We start from the raw sequence: 20,282 nt of genomic DNA, 5'->3' as shown, positions 1-20,282 counted from the left end.
TGCTACGGTTCAATGGTTGCCATGAGTTCCCCTTCGGCCGCCAGGTGGTCGCCCACGTAGGCTTCGCCCTTCATCTTGAAGACCGGTCCCTTGCGGCGAAGGACCTTGAGTTTCAAAAGGAGTTGATCGCCCGGTCGCACGGGGCGGCGGAAGCGCACCTTGTCCAATCCCATGAAATAGACGGGTTTTCCGGCGTCGTTTCCCAGCATGGAGAAGGCCAAGATGCCGCCGGCCTGGGCCAGCGCTTCCATAATGAGCACCCCCGGCATGATGGGGTGACCGGGAAAATGCCCCTGGAAGAACGGCTCGTTAATGGTCACGTTCTTGAGCCCGACGATCTCGTCGTCGCCCATTTCCAGAATGCGATCCACGAGCAGGAAAGGATACCGGTGGGGCAGGGCAGCGATGATTTCTTCAATGGTCTTTTCCATGGCGCTCCCATTCCTTTTCCAAGGCTTCCACCCGTTCCCGGAGGCGGGCCAGCTCCTCGCGCATACGAGGCAGCCTCTTCCAGTTGGCCCAATTTCGAAACCATTCCTTGTGCGCCACGGCGGGGATGCCCAGAAGATCCTGCCCCGGTGGGACGGAATGGGCGATGGCCGATTTGGCGCCGATCCGAACGCCGTCGCCCACCGTGAGGTGTCCCGCAATGCCCACCTGGCCTCCCAGAACCACGTGCTTTCCCAAGGTGACGCTTCCGGCGATGCCCACCTGGGCCACGATGATCGAATGCTCCCCGATATCCACGTTGTGGGCGATCTGCACCAGGTTGTCGATCTTAGTACCGCGCCCGACGCGGGTGACCCCGAAGGTGGCCCGATCCACGGCGCAGTTGGCCCCGATCTCCACGTCGTCTTCAATCACCACGATACCCGTCTGGGGGATCTTGGTGGAGCGGCCCTGGTCGTCTTGAGCGAACCCGAAGCCGTCGCTTCCAATGACCGTTCCCGAATGGATCACCACCCGGTTGCCGATGCGGCAGCCGTCCAGGATGGTCACGTTGGGATGGATCAGGCACTGATCGCCCACGGTGACGTTCCCGGCGATGTGCACGTGGCCGTAAAGGCGCGTGCCGGCTCCGATGGAGGATCCGGGGCCCACGTAAACGAGCGCTCCGATGGCCGCATCCGGGGCGATAACGGCGTCCGGAGCCACCACGGCCGTGGGGTGGACGCCCACGGGAAGATTGGGCGGTTCATGGAAAAGCTGGGCCGCCTGAGCCATGGTCCAGTAGGGGTTGGAGGACAGCAGGCGGGGCCGTGTCACTCCCTGGACGGACGGATGCACGATGACCGCTGCGGCTCGGCTGGACTCCAGCTGAGCCTTGTATTTGGGGTTGGCCAGAAAGCTCAGCTGGTCCGGTCCGGCCGCCTGAAGGGGGCCCACCCCCCGGATCACCAGATCCGGCGGGCCCTGGAACTCCACGTCCAGAAGCTCCGCCATCCGCTGTAGCGTGTACTCTTTGCTCGCCATGTTCCCGCCGTCCGTTTCCGAGTCCCGTTTGCGAGCCGGGACCGTTACTTTTTCGGTTTGGCCTTGTCAAGCTCTTTGATGATCTTCTTGGTCAGGTCCGTCTTGTCCGTGGCATAGACCAGACCGCCCTTTTGGACCTCGAAGATGTAGTCGTACTTTTCCTTTTTCCCGATGGACTGAACGATTTTGATGATCTTGTCGATGATGGGCTTGGTCAGTTGCTGACTGAGCTTGTTGAGCTGGGTGTTGGTCTGCATGAGCAATTTTTCGCCTTCCACCTGCATTTGCCGAAGTTCCAGGAGCTTTTCTTTCTTGGCCTTGTCGTCCAGCATCATCTGCTGTTTTTGGAAGGCTTGCTTGGACTCTTCGAATTCCTTGGCCTTTTGTTTCACCTTGCTCTGCAAGGCCGCCTTTTTGGCCGCAAACTCCGCCTTGGCCTCCTTGCCCCACTGGGACTGATCCAGGACGGCCTGCAGGTCGAAATAGCCGATCTTGGGCGATGCGGCATGGGTTGAACCTGCGGAGAGCACCACAGCGAAGATTGCGATCAGTACCACCCAGATGCGTTGTGTCCTCATGAAAACGTCCTCCTTACCTTGGGTCCAAGTGCCGTGGATTCCATCTCTTTGCTTTTCAAGTGGCCGTATTGTAGCTCCCCAAGCGCTCCCCACAAAGGAGTTCCTGGGAAGTGCCCGCATGGCGTGACGGGCATGAGCCAGGTCGACCGCACGGGCCCGGCTGCCGGTCCCCAACCGCCCGTCCTTCCAGGGTCCTTCCCATGTGGACGGGAGGTTGGGGTACCAGAGGCACCCGCGCTACGGGCCTTGCCTTGCGGAAGTAGGGCGGGCTCCGAACCCGCCCCTACGAGGCTCCCAAAGAGCCACAGGGGACAGCGGAATTTCAACCAGTTAAAAACCTCCCGAAAGGCTGAAAGGCCCTTTTCGGACGGGTTCCTAAAAGGAGACCCCCATGGAAAACTGCCACTTGCTCGTGCTTTCCCCCGGCTCGGGATCCAGATTGTAGCCCCATTCGATGCGCAGCGGTCCCATGGGCGACTTCCATCGAATGCCGGCGCCGGCCGCCGTGCGGAAATCGCTCACGCTGAAATTTTCGTCCCGGTCGAAGGCGTTTCCGGCATCGAAAAAGACCACGCCGCGCATGCCGATCTTTTCGACGAGCGGAAAGAGCAGTTCCAGGTTCACCAGTCCGAACTTCAACCCGCCGATCTCATCACCGGTGTCGGGATCCTTGGGGCCCACTTCCCCCCAGTCGAAGGCGCGGATGGAGTTGATGCCGCCCAGGAAGAACCGTTCGTAGATGGGAACAGGCTTCTTTTCCTTATCCAACTCGAAGATATAGCCCGCCTTGCCGTGGACGAAGCCGATGAACTTCCACCACAGCGGGATGTACCAGCCGGTGTTGGCCACCACGCTCACAAAGTCCGAATCGCTTCCCAGGTAGGGGATGGAGTATTCCACCGTAAGCGAATGGGTGGAGCCGCGGGTGGGCAAGAAGCGGTCATCCGTACTGTCGCGTTCCACCGACGCAATGAGACTGCTCTTGATCTGGCGGCCTTCCTGGTCCTTGATGATGAGCGAGGCGTCCTCGTCCACATCGCTCACCTTGGCGTTTTCAAAGACGTAGGAAAGATACCAGCGGCTCCAGTTGCCGAAGGGGTGGCTGAAACGGATCTTGCCGCCGATGGCGTCCTTGTTGAAATCGGTGTACTCTCGGTACCAATTGTAGATATCGAAGCCGGCGGAAAGGGGGGTGTCGAAAAGCCACGGCTCCGTGAAGCTGATGGAATACCGGGAAGTCTCCCCACCCAGGTAGGCCTTGATGGCCGCATACTGGCCTCGTCCGAAAAGATTCCGCTGCACAATGTCGCCGCCCACAAAAAGGCCGTCGTCGGAGGAAAAGCCACCGCCCACGCTGATGGCCCCCGTGGGCTTTTCCTTCACCTTGATGTGCAGGTTCATGGCATCGGATGTGGATCCTTCGGAGGGCTGAATCTCCACGTCCTCGAAATAGTCGATCTTTTTGAGATTCAGGTTGCTCCGCTCCAGGGCGGACGAACTGAACCGGTCCCCCTCGGCCAGCCGCAGCTGGCGGCGGATGACCTTGTCACGCGTCTTGGTGTTGCCCGCGATGGTGATCCGCTCGATGTGCACAAGCGGGCCCTTCCGCACGTTGTAAACGATGTCCGCCCTGTGGGTGGCCGGATCGCGCTTGATGCCCGGGTTCACTTCCACGTAGGCGTATCCCTGGTCCATGTAGTGCTTGGTGAGACGATCCAAATCCTTTCGCAGCTTCTCCCGGCTGAAGTGATCGCCCTTTTTGAGCTCAAACTCTTCTTTGACCTTGGGGGTGGTTTCCAGCAGATCCCCCTGTACATCCACGGAAGCAATGGTGTAGCGCTCCCCCTCCACCACCGGAATGGTCACATAGAAGCCGTCTTCCCGCTTTTCGATCTGAGGCGTGCCCACCCGGGCGTCCATGTAGCCGTGATCGTGGTAGAAGGCCGTCACGCGGTCCAGGTCTGTTTCCAGAACCTCCCGGTCCAGAACGCCCTTGTCACTGAACCAGGAGAAAAATCCCCGCTGCTTGGTCTCCATCACGCCGCGCAACTTGCGGTCGGAAAAGTGTTTGTTGCCGGTGAATTGGATCTTCTTGGTATAGAGCTTGCGCCCTTCCTGGATCCGGAAGGTGACCACGGCTTTGCGGGGATCCCGGGGAAACTGAATGTCCGGGGTGACCTTGGCGTTGAAGTAGGCTTTCTGATGGTAGAGCTTGATGATGCGGTTGACATCCTCGGTCACCACGCTCTTTTGCAAAACGGTGAACGGCTTGGTGGCGATGGCCGCCAGGATGTTCTTTTCGTCGATGTCATCGTTTCCTTCCACCTTCACATCCACCACCGTGGGCTTTTCCCGGACCACGAAGGTGATGATCTTGCCCTTGTCCGAATCGGTCACGTCCGCGGCCACCGTCTCAAAATACCCCATCTTGAAGATGGACCGAATGTCCTTTTGGATCGTATGCTCTCGGAGCAGGTCGCCCTTGCGGCTTTCCACGTTGACCAGGATGGCGTCGGCTTCAATGCGTTCGTTTCCCCGGACCCTCACGTCGGCGATGACTGCCTTGGCCAGAAGGCGCACCGCCACTTGTTGGGCCAGGTCTTGGGCCGCCCCGGTGAGATCCTCCAGGACTCCCTCGGCAAAAAGGACTTGGGGCTTTCGTTGCCCGCTCACATCCAGCAGTTTGGCATCCAGGCTGGCCTTCTGACCCAATTGACTCAAACTCCCGAAAAGCACGAAATCGGCTTGGAGCCGGCGGGCGGCCTGCAGCGCCTTTGCCTCGTCGCCCATGCCCGTCTGGCCGCTCACCTTTCGGGTTTCCGGAAGGGGCACCACGTCCATGCCCTCAGCAACGAGCTGCTGGGCCAGCAGTTCCTGCACGTTCAGACCCAGTTGAGGTCGCGGGGTTGCCGTATGAGCCGCGAAGGGCAGAACGGCTACTCGTGGGACCTGCTGGGGATCCGGGCTTTGAGCCTTCGCCAAGCCGGCGCACAGGAGGCAGATCAGTGCGGCAATGCCAACCCTTTTCACCATCGCGATGCTCCTTGTCCAAGTCCTGGATGCGGGTTTGTCATACGGGTCGCAACCGTCCGTCCGAAAGGTGTAGGGTGCGGTGCATGATGGAAGCCAGCTCTTGGTTGTGGGTCACCACGACCATGGTCACCTGCAGGTCTTCGTTGAGCGAGACCAGCAGGTCATGAAAGGCCCGGGCCGTCTTGGTGTCCAGGTTCCCGGTGGGCTCATCGGCCAAGAGCACCGGGGGTTCCAGGATCAGGGCCCGTGCGATGGCCACACGCTGCTGTTCACCGCCGGAAAGCTCGGCAGGGCGGTGATCGCGGCGGTGAATCATCTCGAGCCGCTCCAAGAGCTCCAAGGCCTTCTCCCGGATCGTCTTGCGGGGAAGTCCGGCGATGAGGCCCGGCATCATCACGTTTTCCAGGGCGGTGAATTCGGGCAGGAGGTAATGGAACTGGAAGACAAAGCCGATGTGCTTGTTCCGAAAGTCCGCCAGCCGTCCATCCTCCCACTGGTACACGTCGGTCCCACCGAAGAGGACTTTGCCCGCCGTGGGCCGATCCAGGGTTCCCAGGATGTGGAGGAGCGTGGATTTCCCCACTCCGCTGGCCCCCACGATGGCCAGCCGTTGCCCTCTAGGCACCACCAGCTCCAGGTCGTGAAAGAGCTCCACCCGTTGCGGGCCCTTGTTGAAGACCTTGGCAATGCCCATGGCATGAATTTCCGGGGCGCCCTGGTGGTTGTCATTCATAGCGCAGTGCCTCCGCCGGCTGGAGCTTGGCCGCCTGCCGGGACGGGTAGAAGGTCGCCAGCAAACAGATGGCGATGGCGGCGCAGGCGATGAGAATGACATCCAAGGTCTCCAGGCGCACCGGCAGGGTGGAGATGTAATACACATCCCGGGGAAGCTCGATGAATTGGTATCTCTTGAGAAGCCCGCACAGTGCAAACCCGCCGAGGAGACCCAGGGTCGTTCCCACCACGCCGATGAGAAGCCCTTCGTAGACGAAGATGCGCCGGATGTGGGTCGTGGTGGCGCCCATGGCCTTCAAGATGGCGATGTCCTTGGTCTTTTCCATGACCATCATGATGAGGGAGCTGACGATGTTGAAGGCCGCCACCAGGATGATGAGGGTCAGGATGATGAACATGACCGTCTTTTCCAGCTTCAAGGCCGAAAAGAGGTTGTGGTTCATCTGCATCCAGTCCCGAACCCAGAAGGGATAACCCAGCCGCTTTTGAAGCCTTTCAGCGATGGCTCCCGCTTGGTAGATGTCCCGAACCCGCAGTTCCACCCCCGTGGCCGTCTCCCCGATGCCCAAGAGCTTCTGCGCTTCGCGCAGGTGCACGTAGGCCAGGCTATTGTCGTATTCGTACATACCCGACTTGAAAAAGCCCGTTACTTGGAACAGGCGGCTCTTGGGAACGCGACCCACGGGGGTGAGGCGTCCCGCAGGGGAAATGAGCGTCACGTAATCCCCCTTCTGCACTCCCAACCGGGCGGCCAACTCCACCCCCAAGACGATGCCCGGGGTGTCGTGGCCCTGGGCGGGGGCCAGTGCCGAGGCCAGGGGGCCGTTTTGGAGATTTTCTTCGATCCGCGTAACGCGGCCGGCGCTGGCGGGGTCCACCCCCCGGAGGATCGCACCCGCCACGGACCGACCCGAGCTCATCATCACCTGGGTGAGCACAAAAGGGGTGGCCGCTACCACCCCGTCTTCCTCTTCCACCTGTTCCACCACCTTGCGGTAGTCGGAAAAGTTTCCCTGGAAGTGCCCGATCACCGCGTGGGAGGTGACCCCGAGAATGCGATCGCGCAGATCCTGCTGGAATCCGTTCATGACCGCCAGCACCACGATGAGAGCCATCACCCCTACGGCCACCCCGGCAACCGAAATGACGGTGATCAGGGAGATGAAGGCCTGGCGGCGCTTGGCCAGCAGGTAGCGGAGGCTGACGAAGAGCTCAAAGTTCATGGGTCCCGCGCTAGGCTTTCCTTTCCGGTCTCAGGTGTGGAAAGAGGATCACGTCTCGAATGCTGGGCGCGTCGGTAAAGAGCATGACCAGTCGGTCGATGCCGATGCCTTCCCCGGCCGCCGGGGGCATACCGTATTCCAGGGCCCGGATGTAATCTTCGTCCATGAGATGCGCTTCCTCGTCGCCGGCGGCTCGCGCCTCCACCTGCTTGACAAAGCGCTCCTTCTGATCCCTGGGATCGTTCAGTTCCGAAAAAGCGTTGGCCATCTCGCGGCCAGCAATGAACAGTTCGAAGCGATCCGTCAGATCCGGTTCGTCCTCGTTGCGGCGCGACAAGGGCGATACCTCCAGGGGATAGTGAGTGATGAACGTGGGCTGGATAAGCTTGGGCTCCACCACCAGGTCGAAGATCTTGGTGAGGAGCTTGCCATGGCCTTCGTACTTTTCCGCCTCCAGACCCATGGCGCGGGCCGTCTCCAGGGCCACGTCCGGATCGGTGACGGCCGCGGGCGGTACCCCGCCCAGCTCCACCAGGGCCTCCGAGAGGCGGTAGCGTCGCCAGGGCGGCGTAAGATCGATGGTCCGGCCCTGGTAGGTCAGCTGGAGATGGCCGTCGTTCACCGTCCGGGCCACCTCCACGAAAAGCTCTTCCGTGAGACGGATGAAATCTTCGTAGGTGGCGTAGGCCTGGTAAAACTCCAGCATGGTGAATTCGGGGTTGTGTTGAGTGGAGATGCCCTCGTTTCGGAAATTTCTGTTCAGCTCGAAGACCCGCTCGAAACCGCCCACCAAAAGTCGCTTCAGGTAGAGTTCCGGGGCGATCCGAAGGTAGAGGTCGATTCCCAGGGCGTTGTGGTGGGTCTTAAAGGGCTTGGCGGTGGCTCCACCCGGAATGACCTGCATCATGGGGGTTTCCACTTCCAGGAACCCGCGATCCGCCAGAAAGCGCCGGACGGTCTGCACGATTCGGGTGCGTCTGATAAAGATTTCGCGCACCTGGGGATTCACCATGAGATCCACGTAGCGCTGCCGATAGCGGGTCTCCACATCCTTGAGGCCGTGGTACTTTTCCGGCAGAGGCCGCAGGCTCTTGGTGAGAAGAACCAGGTCATGGGCCTGGACGGTGAGTTCATCGGTCCTGGTGCGAAAAAGGGGGCCCTCGACGCGGATGATGTCACCCATATCCAGGCGCTTTACCAGCGCGTAGCGCTCCTTTCCCAGTCGATTCTGCTGGCAATAGATCTGAAGGCGGCCCGTTCCGTCTTGGATGTGCATGAAGGTGGATTTGCCGAAGGAACGTATGGCCATGATGCGCCCGGCCAGGGTGAAGCGGCTCTGGTCTTGTTCCAGCTCCTCGGAGGTTTTCGTGCCGTGACTTTCCAGAACACGGGCCACGGTGTCTTCCACGGAGTAGCCGTTGGGGTAGAGAGGGATGCCGTCCTTTTCCAGTTCTTCAGCTTTTTCCAGTCGTTCGCGCAGCACGCGGCTGAGATCTTCCATAGACTCCGTGTCCTTTCTGATGGCGTCGGTAGCCGGCCGGAATCCGGCCCAAAAGCGCTTGAACGTTAGTTGATTTGGCCCATCCCGTCAAGCGCCGACCCCGAAGGCGGGTCGGCGGCGGGGATCATTGGGAGTTTCGGTTCTTGAGAAGGCTGGACGTGCTGAAGGCCATGATCAGAGCGCTCAGGATGATGAGGACCCAATCCCCTTGTTTCCAAAGCCGCACGGCTCCCAGGATGAACAGAAACACACCGCCTGCCAGGCACATGATGGCTGTGTTTTTCGTCATCGTTTCTCCCTTTGCTCTGTGGGGTGATCACGATGTGTACACATTGATGAAAGCCATTTTTCCAACCAATACAAGCAATCCGCAACGGGACCCAGGCTACAGGTAACCCGGTACAAGAGAAGGTGGAGTCATGATGTGAGGTGGTTTTTTCTTTTTCCTTGGTCCATTTCACATTGCTCCTTGAGCCTGCGCCCACACATATGACAACCGAAAAGCCGGCTTTCCTGTTCCCTTGTCCAAGCCGTCCATCATGGACGATTTACCGGTTTTTGGCGAACATGGCAAAAGGAAAAGGCGCGGATCTTGTGGTTGCAGAAAAGGCTTGGAAAAAGTAGAAGGGCCCAAAAGGGCGGTCGGCAACGCACGCGTGGTGCGTGGTCCGTTTTTTTTGAGTCGAGTGCGGCGACGCTTGCCACATGGGCCATCGGGTATTGCCTGCCACTTCATGGGGTCACGATGGTCCTTTGCCGCGGGGTCCAATCCCGCGGCCACGCGAGCATGGAAAGTGCCCGGCCTCATCAGCCGGAAAGTCATTCTCGGGCAAGCTCCCACAGGCAAGGGTGGCACCAGCGTTTGGGCAAAACGCTGGCCATTGGGAATGATCAGCTTGGATGGAACAGATGGGGAACAACGACCAGCAAGCAAACGCCGCCGTTTTGACGCCGCGGGAACTGTTGGAAGGTTCGGGGGAACAACCCCGTAAGCTCAATCAATGGCTGGCCACCGCGATTTGCGGCAACGACATCACCTCGTCATGCCTCTATGTGGCGGCCATTGCCACGGTCTATTCGGGCGCGCTGGCTCCCATTGTCTTGCTGTTGGTCGGGGGTGTCCTCTATTTGTACCGGAAGATTTACACGGAAGTGGTGGAGGCCCTTCCCCTCAACGGGGGCGCCTACAACTGCCTGCTCAATTGCACCTCCAAATTGAGCGCTTCCCTGGCGGCCTGCATGACCATCCTTTCTTATATCGCCACGGCGGTGATCTCCTCAAAAACGGCGGTGGAGTACCTGCACGGTATTGTGCCCAGTATGCACGTTATGGAAGGTACGATCATGGTCCTGGCAATCTTCGCCGTTCTCACGATCATTGGAATCACCGAATCGGCCGTGGTGGCTTTGATTATTTTTACCTGTCACATGACCACATTGATCGCCTTTTGCGTGCTCGGTGCCATGCACATTCCGGACGGATTCCAAATCTTTCGCACCAACTGGGGGCATGTGCCCGGCGGCAAGCAGCTGGCAACATCCTTGTTTCTCGGATTTTCCTCCGCCTTGTTGGGGGTGAGCGGGTTCGAAAGTTCGGCCAACTTCGTGGAGGAACAGCAGCCGGGGGTCTTTCGAAAGACGTTGCGCAACATGTGGATCGCAGTCATTGTCTTCAATCCCCTGACGGCCGTCATTGCTCTCAATCTCTTGCCTGTGGACGCCATCGTTTCCCACAAGGATAACCTGCTTTCCCATGTGGCATTCCTGACGGGTGGCGAGCTGTTTCAGCGTATTGTGGTCGTGGACGCCGTCCTGGTTCTTTCAGGTGCCGTGCTCACCAGCTACGTGGGGGTGTGTGGCCTGGTGCGCCGCATGGCCCTGGACCAGTGTTTTCCTGGTCTGCTGCTGAAACAGAATCGCCGGGGCACGAGTCATCGCATCATCCTTGCCTTTTTCCTTTTGTGTTCTTCCATCTTGCTGCTCACCAGGGGCAATCTGTTGGCTCTGGCGGGGGTGTACACGATCTCTTTCCTAGGGGTCATGACGCTTTTCGGCTGGGGCAACATTCTACTGAAACTTCGACGCAGCCAGCTGAAACGCACCTACCGCGCCGGTTGGTCCACCATCTTCTTGGGGGTTGCGGCAACCAGCCTGGGTATTGTGGGGAATCTATTCATTGACGTACGCAACTTCCTTTATTTTCTCTATTATTTCATTCCAAGCGTCCTGCTCGTAGTGGCCATGTATTTGCGGGTTCCCATTTTGAGGTCCTTCTATCTCTTGGCAGACAAAGCGTTGAATCAGGTCGTGGCATGGCGAAGCTCTCTGCTCAAGCGCATGGAGGCCATCATCCATCAGCGGGTCATGTTGTTTGCGCGCGGTGGGGAACTTTCGCGGCTGCACCAGGCCTTTTCCTACATCATGAAAAACGAGAGCAGTCGCCACGTGATTCTGGTGCATCTCTACGGCAACCCGGCACACAACGAAGAGGCGGCTATCCGTGAAACCTTGACCATCCTCAAAAGGATCTTTCCCGATATCGAGGTGGAGTTGATCGTTCGCGAAGGGACATACGGGCCGGCAATGATCGATCAGTTGTCCCAGGAATTTCAGGTGCCCAAGAACAACATCTTCGTGGGGGCTCCAGAGCAAAAGCATTCGTTTTCGGTGCAAGATCTCGGGGGAGTGCGGGTCATCTTTTAGCCACACATCTCGGTGCCTTTGGCCGGACTCTGCCCGCATGGCGTTGTCGGATCCGCTGAAACCTATGCACCACATGGCCACAGCCCCTTCCGTGATCCGCACAGGCATCAAAAAAGGCCGCGCTGAGGTTTGGGATGTTCCCGGATTTTGGAGAAGGCGGCCTTTTGGTTTCCGCCCATGTGACGCGGGGCCGGTTTACTTTGGCGAAGCGGGGGAGCCCAGGGGATCTTGGGCCATGAGATGGGGCGGTGCTCAGGAGGCCATGTTGGTGCCTTTTATTCGTGCGGATTGACCCGTTGGGCGAACGCACTTGACAAGGCTTCCGGTTCACGTAAAGTAAACGCGCTCGGCCCGGCGAGGCGGGTCCGAGCGCTCCGGGCGCCTGTAGCTCAGGTGGATAGAGCAGTGGACTTCTAATCCACGGGTCGGGGGTTCGAATCCTCCCAGGCGCGCCAGTCCAATGGGGGAGGCTGGCTCATGCGGCCGTCGCCCCTTTCTTGTTGGACCAACCTTTATGGGTCTTCTGGGGCGTGAAAGGATGTCCGGACGGCGGCGATCCGCCCATTCGATGGTCGAGCGTGGGTGGGCGCAAGTTCCGGGACCTTCCGTCGTTGCCCCGGCAGTCACCGATTCATCTGCCGGGGTAAGCTGCCGTGGGCCAAAGAAGACCAAGAGGATTGGTCTAGACCATTTACTTTGTTCCACCTGCTGATGGTTGCATGAGGTTTGTACCGGATCACGCTCGCGATCCGGGCCTTAATCTTGCCAGACAGCGCGTCTCACATGCTGAAGCCACAACTCCCGGAGTGCTTCCTCCAAGTCCGATTCCGAGGCGTGGGGGGGCGGGGGCAACGCAGGGGGCTTCGCCAGTGATCCGCCCTCGCTGCTGAACGCCTTTTCAATCAAGTACGACACAGAAGTCAGCACCCGGTAGCTCTCGTCAATCTCCCGGAAGCGCTCCGGATGAAATTCTGGCGGATAACGGCGCAAGAGCCTTCGATAGGCGGCCTCAATTTCTTCTAAGGTCGCCGATTCTTTCAGGTTCAAATTGGCCAAAGCTTCTTCCCGGGTCATTGGCGTCTTCCTCGAGAACGGGATCCTCGTTTGCGGCGCTGGGGAGTCTTCGCGGCTTTCATCAATTTCAAAAGCGCTGCACTCGCTTTGCCGGCGTACTGCTCTCCGGCGCTCTTCTTTTCTTGCAACACATTATGGATCTTCACCAAAAAGCTGACATCGCGTTTCCCATCGAAGTATTGCGTCAGCTTTTCAATCATCAAAATCAAGACTTCCCACGGAATCGTATCTATGGCTCGGGGATCTTCCCCCATGAATCGTAGCAGATTTTCGATACGCAGTGGGATCGTGGGGTCGAGCGACCGGGAGGCCTCGTCTGCGGTCTTCATAGCGTCCAATTGTGGAAGCAAGTTCTGATGCACATAGGTTCCGAACTGGTCTTTTTCGAGCAGGTATCGGTACCATCGTTGCATCCCCCGAGAGCTCAGGCGGCCGTCGGGGAAACATTTTAAGTACGTCACGATCGGTTCCATCTCGGGCAAATGCTCCACAGAGCGCACGGCGCTTTGGAGCACTTCCACTATTTTTAGAGGTAATTCCGGGAGAGAAAATGGATGGTCCCGGAATCCTGGTTCACAAATGTTGGTGTACAGCGAGAACTGCTTATCGACGTCATCCAAAACGTGCCACACCAGAGTGTGCAGCAGCTCGCCGGGAACAATACGGCGTTCTATCAAAATCCGCAGGCTGTTCACCTCGGGGACATAGAGATGTTCATATTCCTCAATGAGCCATCGAATATCCTCTTGGTCCACCGGTTCACTGTGCTCTATAACCTGTTGGGCTGTCTTGGCAAGAAGACTTCCTTGTCTTGCGGATTGGGGCAGAAGCAAGCAAAGCAGGGCCAGTCTTTTTCCGGCAGCTCCGGCACGAAAAGCCTTGTCCAACAGCCGACTGATGGGCCGGTCGCTGTCAAGACACATGGACACCCGTTCTATGTCTTCGCACAGTTCGGGTTCCATTATACGTTGCACCTGACGGGATTCCCGCTCATTGGTGTTCCGACAACGGACGATCATTTCGTCCAGCACCGCTTCATAGGTTCGAACAAGGCTACTCTCAATAGTCGGATCGTCCAAGCCTTCCAACAGATCCTCACGCATTGGTCCTAGAAATAGAGACTCAAGATGCGAGTCGATCGCATTGTGTCGTTCGTGCAGGCGCCGGCGCAGCCGGTGGAGTAAAAGCAGCTTCTCCTCGAAAGATGTCTCCTCCCTTTCCAGCGTTCGATCCACAAGGGTTTCGAGATCGTCCGTGCCTTCTCCGCCCAGCCATAGGCGAAACTCATGCTCATGATCTCCTGCCACCACAGGGAACGAATAACCCAAGACCGCCACCAGTTCTGTAAAAAGGTCTGGGCGATCCGTGGTGACCAGGCGTTGCAGAAGCTGGTGTATCTGAACGAAAAAGGGAGCGTAGAATACACGCTGGCAGGAAGGGGGAAAAAGGTCGGAATAGTGCTCGAGGTAATAATCCATTTCGGCCAGATGATCCAAATGGACCTTGCTCCAACCCTGTTTGACGGCGCGCTTGCTGTTTTGCGCCCGCAGCCTGTGGATCTGATGTCCCAATTGCGTAAGGGCGTTGGCCATGGAAGGATCCGCAATCCGCCGTGCCAGGTCAAAATAGTCGCCCCGGGTCACCTTTTCCGGTTTGTCCACGAATTTTTTGATCCCAGTGCGCAAGCGGGCCATCGGAAAATGGGTGACTTTCCGTTGTCGTAAGGTTTCCAGGAAAGTCTGGCCCAGGGGGCTCAGCCCTTCCGTTTCCATGATCTCTTGCTCCCACTTTGTTCGGGTGGGTGCTTGGTGGATCAAGGTCAAAAGGCGATACTCAGGGCTTTGTTCCGGGGGCTGCAGCCTGGGGAAGGAACGCATGAAAAGGCTGAATCCTTGAGGAGTTCGCAAGGCTTTCTTGATGACGTAGTCCCAAGCGACCCGTTTTTCCTCGGCGAATTGCCCGCTCAGGCCCAAGGCTTCGACCTTTTCCAGCCATTCCCAGTAGCGACCTCTACGATAAAGCTTATCCAGAGCCCGCCGTTGCTTTTTGCTCTTCTTACCCACTTGCTTCCAGCCTTTCTTCGGCTATTTCTATCCACTCCAGTAATTCGTCTTCCAGTCTGTCGATAAGATCATCGGAGGTTTCGTTACCCAGCGCCGCCTCATACTCATGCGTCAGGTCCCGCAACCGGCGTTCCACATCGGAAGGCAGCCCTTTGCTTTGCAGCAACTGGCGCGCTTTCGCAGACACGTAATTGACCGGCCCTGCGTCCGCGAACCGTTCCGGATCGGCGTTTTCCTCAAGGGTGTCTCTCCTGCGTACATCCAGAGTCACCGTCTTGGGTGGCTGGTATCCCTTCTGTTCGACCGTGACATGCACGATGCCTTCCCGATCGTAGGCAAAGGTTATGCTGATGGGCGAATGGGCAGGTGCCGGCTTGAGGTCGTAGATAAAGCTTCCGATCAACGTGTTTTCTTTACACGACTGACTTTCGCCTTGGTAGACGCTGACTTCCACCGCCTTTTGATTCTTGTGGATCGTGCGGTACATTTCGGAGCGTTTCACCGGGATCCGGCTGTTTCTTCGTATGATGGTGGAAAAATAGTCGGCTTCGCCGGTCACGGGGTCGATTGCGTCGATGGTCTGAACTCCCAAAGAATGGGCCGTCACATCCAGGAGGATGTGGCCCAAGGGCTCCCCGACGATGAGGCCCGCTTGAATGGCGGCACCGAGAGCCACGCACAGATCGGGATCCACGGAATGTTGAATCTTGTGACCGAAAAGCTCCGCAAGTTCATGTTGGACGGCGGGCATTCGGGTGGCACCGCCCACCAGGATCACCTTTGCAATCTCTTCCGGCTGCAGATCCGCTTCCCTCAAGGTTTCCAGTACTTTTTCGGTGGTCTTCTGAACCAGATCCGCGGTTAGTTCCTCAAATTGTGCGCGGCTGACTTCCATGCGCAAATGGATCGGTTCACCGTCGACCATGGTGAGGGCGGCTTCTTCCACTTGAACGTAGTTTTGTTCGCTGAGAGCGATTTTGGTCTTTTCGGCAATCTCGCGCAGACGCACCTGGAGGCCGAAATCGGATTCGAGGTTTTGGCCATACTCCTTGCGCAAATGCCGGAGAAAAAGCTCTCTCAGGCGTTCGTCGAAATCATCTCCTCCCAGCGCTGTGTCCCCTCCCGAAGCGAGCACTTCTTTGATTTCGCCTTTGATTTCCAACACGGAGACATCGAAGGTTCCCCCGCCCAAATCATAGACCAGAACATATGGATTCGGATCATCCGCCTCTTGCTGGAGATGATCGTAAATCAAAGCGGCTGCGGTGGGTTCATTGATAATGCGCAAGACTTCGAGCCCGGCCAGTTCGCCGGCCCGAACCGTGGCGCGCCGTTGCGCATCATCGAAATAGGCTGGAACGGTGATAACAGCCTGGGTGATGGGCGCGCCGAGCACTTTCGATCCTGTGGTGATCAAGTGGCGGAGAATCTCGGCGGAAATCTCTTCCGGGCGGAAATGCCTCTTGCCCAAGAGAATCGGTTGGGCCTTGCCCATGAGACGCTTGACGGAGCGCACTGTGGCTTCCGGAAATGCAGCCATTCGATGCCAAGCCTCGTGCCCGACCAGGAATTGATCCCGGGCTTCATCCAGGCTGACAACCGAAGGCAGGATGGGACTTCCCGACGTCATGGGTACCGCTTCCGGGCGGCCGTCGCGAAGGACGGCCAGAACGGAATTGGTGGTTCCCAAATCGATGCCGCAGATGATGCGCTCTTTCAAAGGCTTTTTCCTCCATTGTTGGCGCAAGGTTGCTTCGGGACGTCCAGGACGACCTTGGCGGGCCTCATCAGTCGACCATCTTGCAACACGCCCGGCACCAGTACCTGGATCACCTGCAAATCCCGCGATCCCGGCGCTCTGTTTTCCACCGCCTGATGGTATTTCGGATCAAACGGCACATGCCGTTGGCGCAAAAGCGCAAGGCCGGTCAAGGAAAGCACCGTTTCCAGCTTGTGCCAAACGATCTCGAAACCTTCTTCCACTCGCTCACTGTAACCAGGCAATTCGCGCAGGGAATTGTGCAAGTAATGCAGGCCATCGGCACATTCCAGCAGGTCTCGAACAGAAGGAGCCGGGGCCGGTGAAGATGCCTCGATCTTTCGATTCTTTTCGAGGTTTTCCAGCAAGATGAGTTGCTTTCGAAGGAGCTTTTGAATCCGTTTCAGTTCCTCACGGGTAGGGTCTGAAACAACATGCGAAGGGAGAATCCCATAGCGTGAAAAGCGGTAGATCTTTTCTCTTGCCGCTCGTAGAGCCTCCAGGCACTCAGGCGCGGCAGCCCGGATCACCTGCCATTGAAGAAAAAGCCAACGCAAGATGTGGTAGCAAAGGTAAGTGAAAAACGCGGCGGCCGCCACTGCCATGAGGGAACCAAAAAGGGAGTGCATCTTTCCGTAATCCGTCGTCCGTGGTGATGAATACGCTTGCTTCCATGGATGCCCCCTCGGGGTCGCTTCCATGAACAACCCTTGCCGGTACGGCATCTCGAGGCCGACTTTTGTGATCGGCACTTACTCCAACGCAATCGTGCCATCTTGAACGCAGCCCCAAAAAATTTCTAGTTGGTTTCCTCGCCAAGATCAATGCTGAAATCAAGAGGTGCCAGAGGCGGGCGCAAGGTCCGCTACCAATGTGATGAGCTGAACGACAGCCTTCTGGGCCACTGATGCCAGGAGGCGCGACCGCCCAAACCAGATGGGGCTCTCTAAAGTGCCATAAAAACCGGACCGTTCGTTTGCTGCCGTGCACGAACTTTTCCGTGACATGGGCGTTGGAAATTGCTATAGGAGGCGCTTGCGCGGCCTGCCCAGGGGCCGCCCGAAAGGACCCACAAGACGGATTGAACAAAGGAGGATTACCCATGCCGTCCAATACGCACCAGACCCGGCTGATTCGAAAGAAGAAGGATCGTCCCAACAAGGAGAACCTGAAGACTCTTGAGAAACGCATGAAGAAGAATCTGGAAGTGTTGGCCAAGGCCGCCGAGAAGTAGCCTCCGGCCGCGGTCCCCCGACGAGCTTGGGGAGGGACAGACCCCCGGCCGGTGCCTCCCCCTACAGCTCGATCACCTTCACCATGTTGGTGGTGCCTGGAACCCCGATGGGCACTCCCGCGGTCAGAACGATCCGATTTCCCTTCCTTGCCACGGCCTGTTCCAACACCCACCGGCGGGCCATGTCGAACATGGCGTCCGTATCTTCGTAGGTGGGTACCAGCACCGGCGTCACCCCCCAGGACAAAGACAACTGACGAAAGGTCTCCAAGCTGTGCGTGAACCCCAAGATGGGGCTCCGGGGCCGAAGCCGGCTCACCAGCCTTGCCGTGCTTCCCGAAGAGGTGGAGGCCACCACGGCCGCCGCCTCCAGTGCGTCGGCCAGACCCACCACCGCGTGGCTGATGGCGGCCGCGGCGCCCGGCAAATGGTCCGGCAGGGCTTCCATGTGCCGATCATTTTCGAAGAGGTAGCTCTCCGTGGCCACGGCGATCCGGTCCAGAACCCGCACGGACTCCACGGGATAGGCCCCCATGGCGGTTTCGTCGGAGAGCATCACCGCATCGGTGCCGTCCAGGATGGCGTTGGCCACGTCCGTGGTTTCGGCCCGGGTGGGGCGAGGGCTGGAGATCATGGAGCGAAGCATCTGGGTGGCGGTGATGACCGGCTTGGCCGCCTGCCGGGTGCTTCGGATGATGCGCTTTTGGATGATGGGCACTTGGTGAAGCGGGGTCTCCACGCCCAGATCGCCTCGAGCCACCATGACGCTGTCCACGGCCTGGAGGATGGCGTCGAAGCGCTGCAGGGCCTGGGGCTTTTCGATTTTGGCGATGACCAGCGGCCGCCGGGAGCCATGGCCGACCATGTCGAACACCGGGGCCACGTCCCGTTCGTGACGCACGAAGGAAAGCGCCACGAAATCCACTCCCTTTTCCAGCCCAAACGCCAGGTCCCGCTTGTCCTTTTCCGTGAAGGCGGGGATGCGGAGGGTGCTGGAAGGAAGGTTGACCCCCTTGTGGGAATGGATCTTGCCCCCCAGCAGGACCTTGCAGACCAGCTCCCGGGAGCTCTTGGAGATCACACTCAGTTCCACCAGGCCGTCGGCCAGGAGAATGCGGTCCCCTTCCTTCACGTCTTCCGTGAGATGGGGGTAGTTGACGGGAAGGTGTTCATCGCTCGTCTCGTCTCCGGCGAAGAGGCGCACCGTCTCGCCGGTGGCCAGGGTCCGTTCCCGATTGATCAGGGTCCCCAGGCGGATCTTGGGGCCCCCCAGATCCTGCAGGATCCCGATCTCCCGGCCTTCTTCCGCCGCCACGCGGCGAACGATGTCGATGATGCGACCGTGCGCGGCGTGGTCGCCGTGGGAAAAATTGAGCCGGGCCACGTCCATGCCGGCTCGAATCATTTCCCGGATCCGGTCTTCTGAATCGCAGGACGGGCCGATGGTGCAGACAATCTTGGTGCGTCTTTCTCGTATCATCGAATCACCACACAGATGAGGTCCATCACGTTGGTTCGGGTGGGTCCGGTTATAAGGAGCCCGCCCGTCTTCTGGAAAAACCGATAGGCGTCGTTTCGATCCAGGAAGAGGTGGGGGCTGAGACCCATCCTGCGGGCTTCGGCCGCGGTGGTTCCGTCGGCGAAGGCTCCTGCGGCGTCCGTGGGACCGTCCGTTCCGTCTGTTCCGGCGCTCAAAACAAAGATGCCCTCCCAGCCCTCCAGGGCCAGGGCGCACGCCAGGGCCACTTCCTGGTTGCGGCCGCCCTTTCCGTCGCCTCGAAGAGTCACGGTGGTCTCTCCCCCAAAAAGAAGACACGCCGGAGGTCCCACCGGTGTGCCGGTGGCGGCGCATTCCTTGGCGATGGCAGCGATGGCCTTGGCCGCTTCCCGGGCTTCCCCTTCCAGCCGGGACGTGAGGACAAGGCACCGGTAGCCGCGCCGTTCCGCTTCCTGACGAGCTGCCAGAAGGGCCGTCAGGTTGCTTCCCACAATGAGGTTTTCCACCCGCTGAAAGACAGCATCGCCCGGCTTGGGGGTTTCCGGACGACGCCCGTCCCGGCCTTCCCGAAGGACGGACACGACCCGGGGCGGGGCCTGGTGAACAAGGCCGTAGCGATCCAAAATATCCAGGCAGTCTTGGAAGGTGCTGGGGTCCGGCGCCGTGGGGCCCGAGGCGATCACGTCCAGGGGATCTCCAATCACGTCGGAAAGGATGAGCGAGAAGGTGCGGGCGGGATGGGCGGCCCGTGCCAGGCCTCCCCCCTTGATGCGCGACAGGTGCTTTCGGATCGCGTTGATTTCCTGGATGGTGGCCCCGCAGGCCAACAGAAGGCGGGTGGTTTCCTGCTTTTCCCCCAAGGTGAGGGGCGTGACGGGGGCGGGCGTCAGGGCGCTTCCTCCCCCGGAGAAAGCCGTCAGAACCAGGTCTTCCTCCCCGGCCTTTTGCACCACCTTGAGAAGTGTTTCAGTGGCTTCCACCCCGGCCTCGTCTGGGACGGGATGGGCGGCTTCCATGACCTGCACCTTCCCAAGCGGCAGCCCGTGACCGTATTTGACCGTAATCGCCCCTTCCTGGATGCGATCTCCCAAAAGATCCTCCAAGGCCTTGGCCATGGGTGCCGTGCCCTTGCCCGCTCCCACCACGAACACATGGCGGATGGTGTTCAGATCCACGGTCCGGTTCCCCAGTCCCAGCTGGGAGCCTTCACACGTCACATGGCGGCGCACGGCAGCTTCCGGGTCCACGGCCGCCAGGCCCGCTCGGAAGATGGCTTCCAGGTCTGTGCGGGGGTTGCCTTCCATCGAGCCTCCATCTGTCGCTTCCAGGGGAACGGGTGATGCCTTCCGGTGAGTCCTCGATTCAGCCTTTGTGCGCGGTGCTGATATGTTCCATACAGTATTCTTCC

Annotated in this window: 16 protein-coding genes and 1 tRNA gene; 3 read left to right on the top strand and 14 right to left on the bottom strand. The window is 59.0% G+C overall.

Annotated elements, in window-relative coordinates:
* Nucleotides 1-2: 2 nt before the first annotated feature.
* The 8 genes from fabZ to B9A12_RS17100 all read right to left on the bottom strand — a co-directional run bounded on the left by fabZ (nt 3) and on the right by B9A12_RS17100 (nt 8,832).
* Nucleotides 3-431: a 3-hydroxyacyl-ACP dehydratase FabZ gene (gene fabZ, locus B9A12_RS15340; protein ID WP_084058981.1), complete on the bottom strand. Its 429-nt coding sequence runs from the start codon at nt 429-431 to the stop codon at nt 3-5.
* A complete protein-coding gene (gene lpxD / locus B9A12_RS15335) occupies nt 415-1,473 on the bottom strand; it encodes a UDP-3-O-(3-hydroxymyristoyl)glucosamine N-acyltransferase (protein WP_084058980.1) in 1,059 nt (352 codons plus the stop codon). The genes fabZ and lpxD overlap by 17 nt, the downstream gene beginning before the upstream one ends.
* 44 nt (nt 1,474-1,517) lie before the next feature.
* The gene (locus B9A12_RS15330) at nt 1,518-2,051 is read right to left on the bottom strand and encodes an OmpH/Skp family outer membrane protein (protein ID WP_170920657.1); all 534 of its coding nucleotides are present in this window, start codon (nt 2,049-2,051) and stop codon (nt 1,518-1,520) included.
* Nucleotides 2,052-2,426: 375 nt separating this feature from the next.
* Nucleotides 2,427-5,084 (bottom strand): outer membrane protein assembly factor BamA, encoded by a 2,658-nt coding sequence (gene bamA / locus B9A12_RS15325; protein WP_084058978.1) that lies wholly within the window; start codon nt 5,082-5,084, stop codon nt 2,427-2,429.
* 37 nt (nt 5,085-5,121) lie between these two features.
* Complete coding sequence (locus B9A12_RS15320) at nt 5,122-5,817, bottom strand: ABC transporter ATP-binding protein (protein WP_084058977.1); 696 nt, start codon at nt 5,815-5,817, stop codon at nt 5,122-5,124.
* The gene (locus B9A12_RS15315) at nt 5,810-7,042 is read right to left on the bottom strand and encodes a lipoprotein-releasing ABC transporter permease subunit (protein ID WP_084058976.1); all 1,233 of its coding nucleotides are present in this window, start codon (nt 7,040-7,042) and stop codon (nt 5,810-5,812) included. The genes B9A12_RS15320 and B9A12_RS15315 overlap by 8 nt, the downstream gene beginning before the upstream one ends.
* 10 nt (nt 7,043-7,052) lie before the next feature.
* Entirely contained in the window at nt 7,053-8,543 is a 1,491-nt protein-coding gene (gene lysS, locus B9A12_RS15310) for a lysine--tRNA ligase (protein ID WP_139796678.1), read from the bottom strand.
* Between the two features lie 124 nt (nt 8,544-8,667).
* Nucleotides 8,668-8,832: a hypothetical protein gene (locus B9A12_RS17100; RefSeq protein ID WP_170920656.1), complete on the bottom strand. Its 165-nt coding sequence runs from the start codon at nt 8,830-8,832 to the stop codon at nt 8,668-8,670.
* A gap of 620 nt (nt 8,833-9,452) precedes the next feature.
* On the opposite strand from B9A12_RS17100, the gene B9A12_RS15305 reads away from it, so the two are divergent.
* On the top strand, nt 9,453-11,246 hold the full coding sequence (locus B9A12_RS15305; protein WP_170920655.1) for an APC family permease: 1,794 nt from the start codon (nt 9,453-9,455) through the stop codon (nt 11,244-11,246).
* Nucleotides 11,247-11,624: 378 nt separating this feature from the next.
* Nucleotides 11,625-11,701, top strand: a tRNA-Arg gene (locus B9A12_RS15300).
* Nucleotides 11,702-12,002: 301 nt separating this feature from the next.
* Here B9A12_RS15300 and B9A12_RS15295 read toward each other — a convergent pair.
* Genes B9A12_RS15295 through grpE form a run of 4 tightly spaced genes read right to left on the bottom strand, consistent with a single transcriptional unit; the run spans nt 12,003 to nt 16,894 of the window.
* Nucleotides 12,003-12,320, bottom strand: coding sequence for a DnaJ domain-containing protein (locus tag B9A12_RS15295; protein ID WP_084058973.1), 318 nt, complete (start codon nt 12,318-12,320; stop codon nt 12,003-12,005).
* Nucleotides 12,317-14,383 carry a hypothetical protein gene (locus B9A12_RS15290; RefSeq protein WP_084058972.1) on the bottom strand — a complete coding sequence of 689 codons (2,067 nt, stop codon included), beginning with the start codon at nt 14,381-14,383 and terminating at the stop codon, nt 12,317-12,319. The genes B9A12_RS15295 and B9A12_RS15290 overlap by 4 nt, the downstream gene beginning before the upstream one ends.
* Nucleotides 14,376-16,103 carry an Hsp70 family protein gene (locus B9A12_RS15285; RefSeq protein WP_170920654.1) on the bottom strand — a complete coding sequence of 576 codons (1,728 nt, stop codon included), beginning with the start codon at nt 16,101-16,103 and terminating at the stop codon, nt 14,376-14,378. Before B9A12_RS15285 ends, B9A12_RS15290 begins: the two co-directional genes overlap by 8 nt.
* Nucleotides 16,100-16,894, bottom strand: a complete 795-nt coding sequence (gene grpE, locus B9A12_RS15280) for a nucleotide exchange factor GrpE (protein ID WP_139796676.1) — start codon at nt 16,892-16,894, stop codon at nt 16,100-16,102. The genes B9A12_RS15285 and grpE overlap by 4 nt, the downstream gene beginning before the upstream one ends.
* 350 nt (nt 16,895-17,244) lie before the next feature.
* Between grpE and B9A12_RS17830 the strand changes: the two genes are divergently transcribed.
* A complete protein-coding gene (locus B9A12_RS17830; RefSeq protein ID WP_281247920.1) occupies nt 17,245-17,376 on the top strand; it encodes a hypothetical protein in 132 nt (43 codons plus the stop codon).
* Nucleotides 17,377-17,437: 61 nt separating this feature from the next.
* Here the strand turns inward: B9A12_RS17830 and pyk are convergent, their stop codons facing one another.
* Entirely contained in the window at nt 17,438-18,856 is a 1,419-nt protein-coding gene (pyk, locus tag B9A12_RS15275) for a pyruvate kinase (RefSeq protein WP_084058969.1), read from the bottom strand.
* Nucleotides 18,853-20,178, bottom strand: a complete 1,326-nt coding sequence (locus tag B9A12_RS15270; protein ID WP_084058968.1) for a glycerate kinase type-2 family protein — start codon at nt 20,176-20,178, stop codon at nt 18,853-18,855. The genes pyk and B9A12_RS15270 overlap by 4 nt, the downstream gene beginning before the upstream one ends.
* Between the last annotated feature and the right edge of the window lie 104 nt (nt 20,179-20,282).

It is taken from the genome of Desulfacinum hydrothermale DSM 13146 (assembly GCF_900176285.1).
Lineage (GTDB): Bacteria > Desulfobacterota > Syntrophobacteria > Syntrophobacterales > DSM-9756 > Desulfacinum > Desulfacinum hydrothermale.
This window is presented reverse-complemented; position numbering and strand designations above follow the sequence as displayed.

Bases quoted from the DNA above. Each gene is read 5' to 3' on its own strand.
- bamA (WP_084058978.1), bottom strand. From the start codon at position 5,084: ATGGTGAAAAGGGTTGGCATTGCCGCACTGATCTGCCTCCTGTGCGCC.
- B9A12_RS15295 (WP_084058973.1), bottom strand. From the start codon at position 12,320: ATGACCCGGGAAGAAGCTTTGGCCAATTTGAACCTGAAAGAATCGGCG.
- B9A12_RS17100 (WP_170920656.1), bottom strand. From the start codon at position 8,832: ATGACGAAAAACACAGCCATCATGTGCCTGGCAGGCGGTGTGTTTCTG.
- B9A12_RS17830 (WP_281247920.1), top strand. From the start codon at position 17,245: ATGCCGTCCAATACGCACCAGACCCGGCTGATTCGAAAGAAGAAGGAT.
- lpxD (WP_084058980.1), bottom strand. From the start codon at position 1,473: ATGGCGAGCAAAGAGTACACGCTACAGCGGATGGCGGAGCTTCTGGAC.
- pyk (WP_084058969.1), bottom strand. From the start codon at position 18,856: ATGATACGAGAAAGACGCACCAAGATTGTCTGCACCATCGGCCCGTCC.
- fabZ (WP_084058981.1), bottom strand. From the start codon at position 431: ATGGAAAAGACCATTGAAGAAATCATCGCTGCCCTGCCCCACCGGTAT.
- B9A12_RS15270 (WP_084058968.1), bottom strand. From the start codon at position 20,178: ATGGAAGGCAACCCCCGCACAGACCTGGAAGCCATCTTCCGAGCGGGC.
- B9A12_RS15305 (WP_170920655.1), top strand. From the start codon at position 9,453: ATGGGGAACAACGACCAGCAAGCAAACGCCGCCGTTTTGACGCCGCGG.
- B9A12_RS15315 (WP_084058976.1), bottom strand. From the start codon at position 7,042: ATGAACTTTGAGCTCTTCGTCAGCCTCCGCTACCTGCTGGCCAAGCGC.
- lysS (WP_139796678.1), bottom strand. From the start codon at position 8,543: ATGGAAGATCTCAGCCGCGTGCTGCGCGAACGACTGGAAAAAGCTGAA.
- B9A12_RS15320 (WP_084058977.1), bottom strand. From the start codon at position 5,817: ATGAATGACAACCACCAGGGCGCCCCGGAAATTCATGCCATGGGCATT.
- B9A12_RS15330 (WP_170920657.1), bottom strand. From the start codon at position 2,051: ATGAGGACACAACGCATCTGGGTGGTACTGATCGCAATCTTCGCTGTG.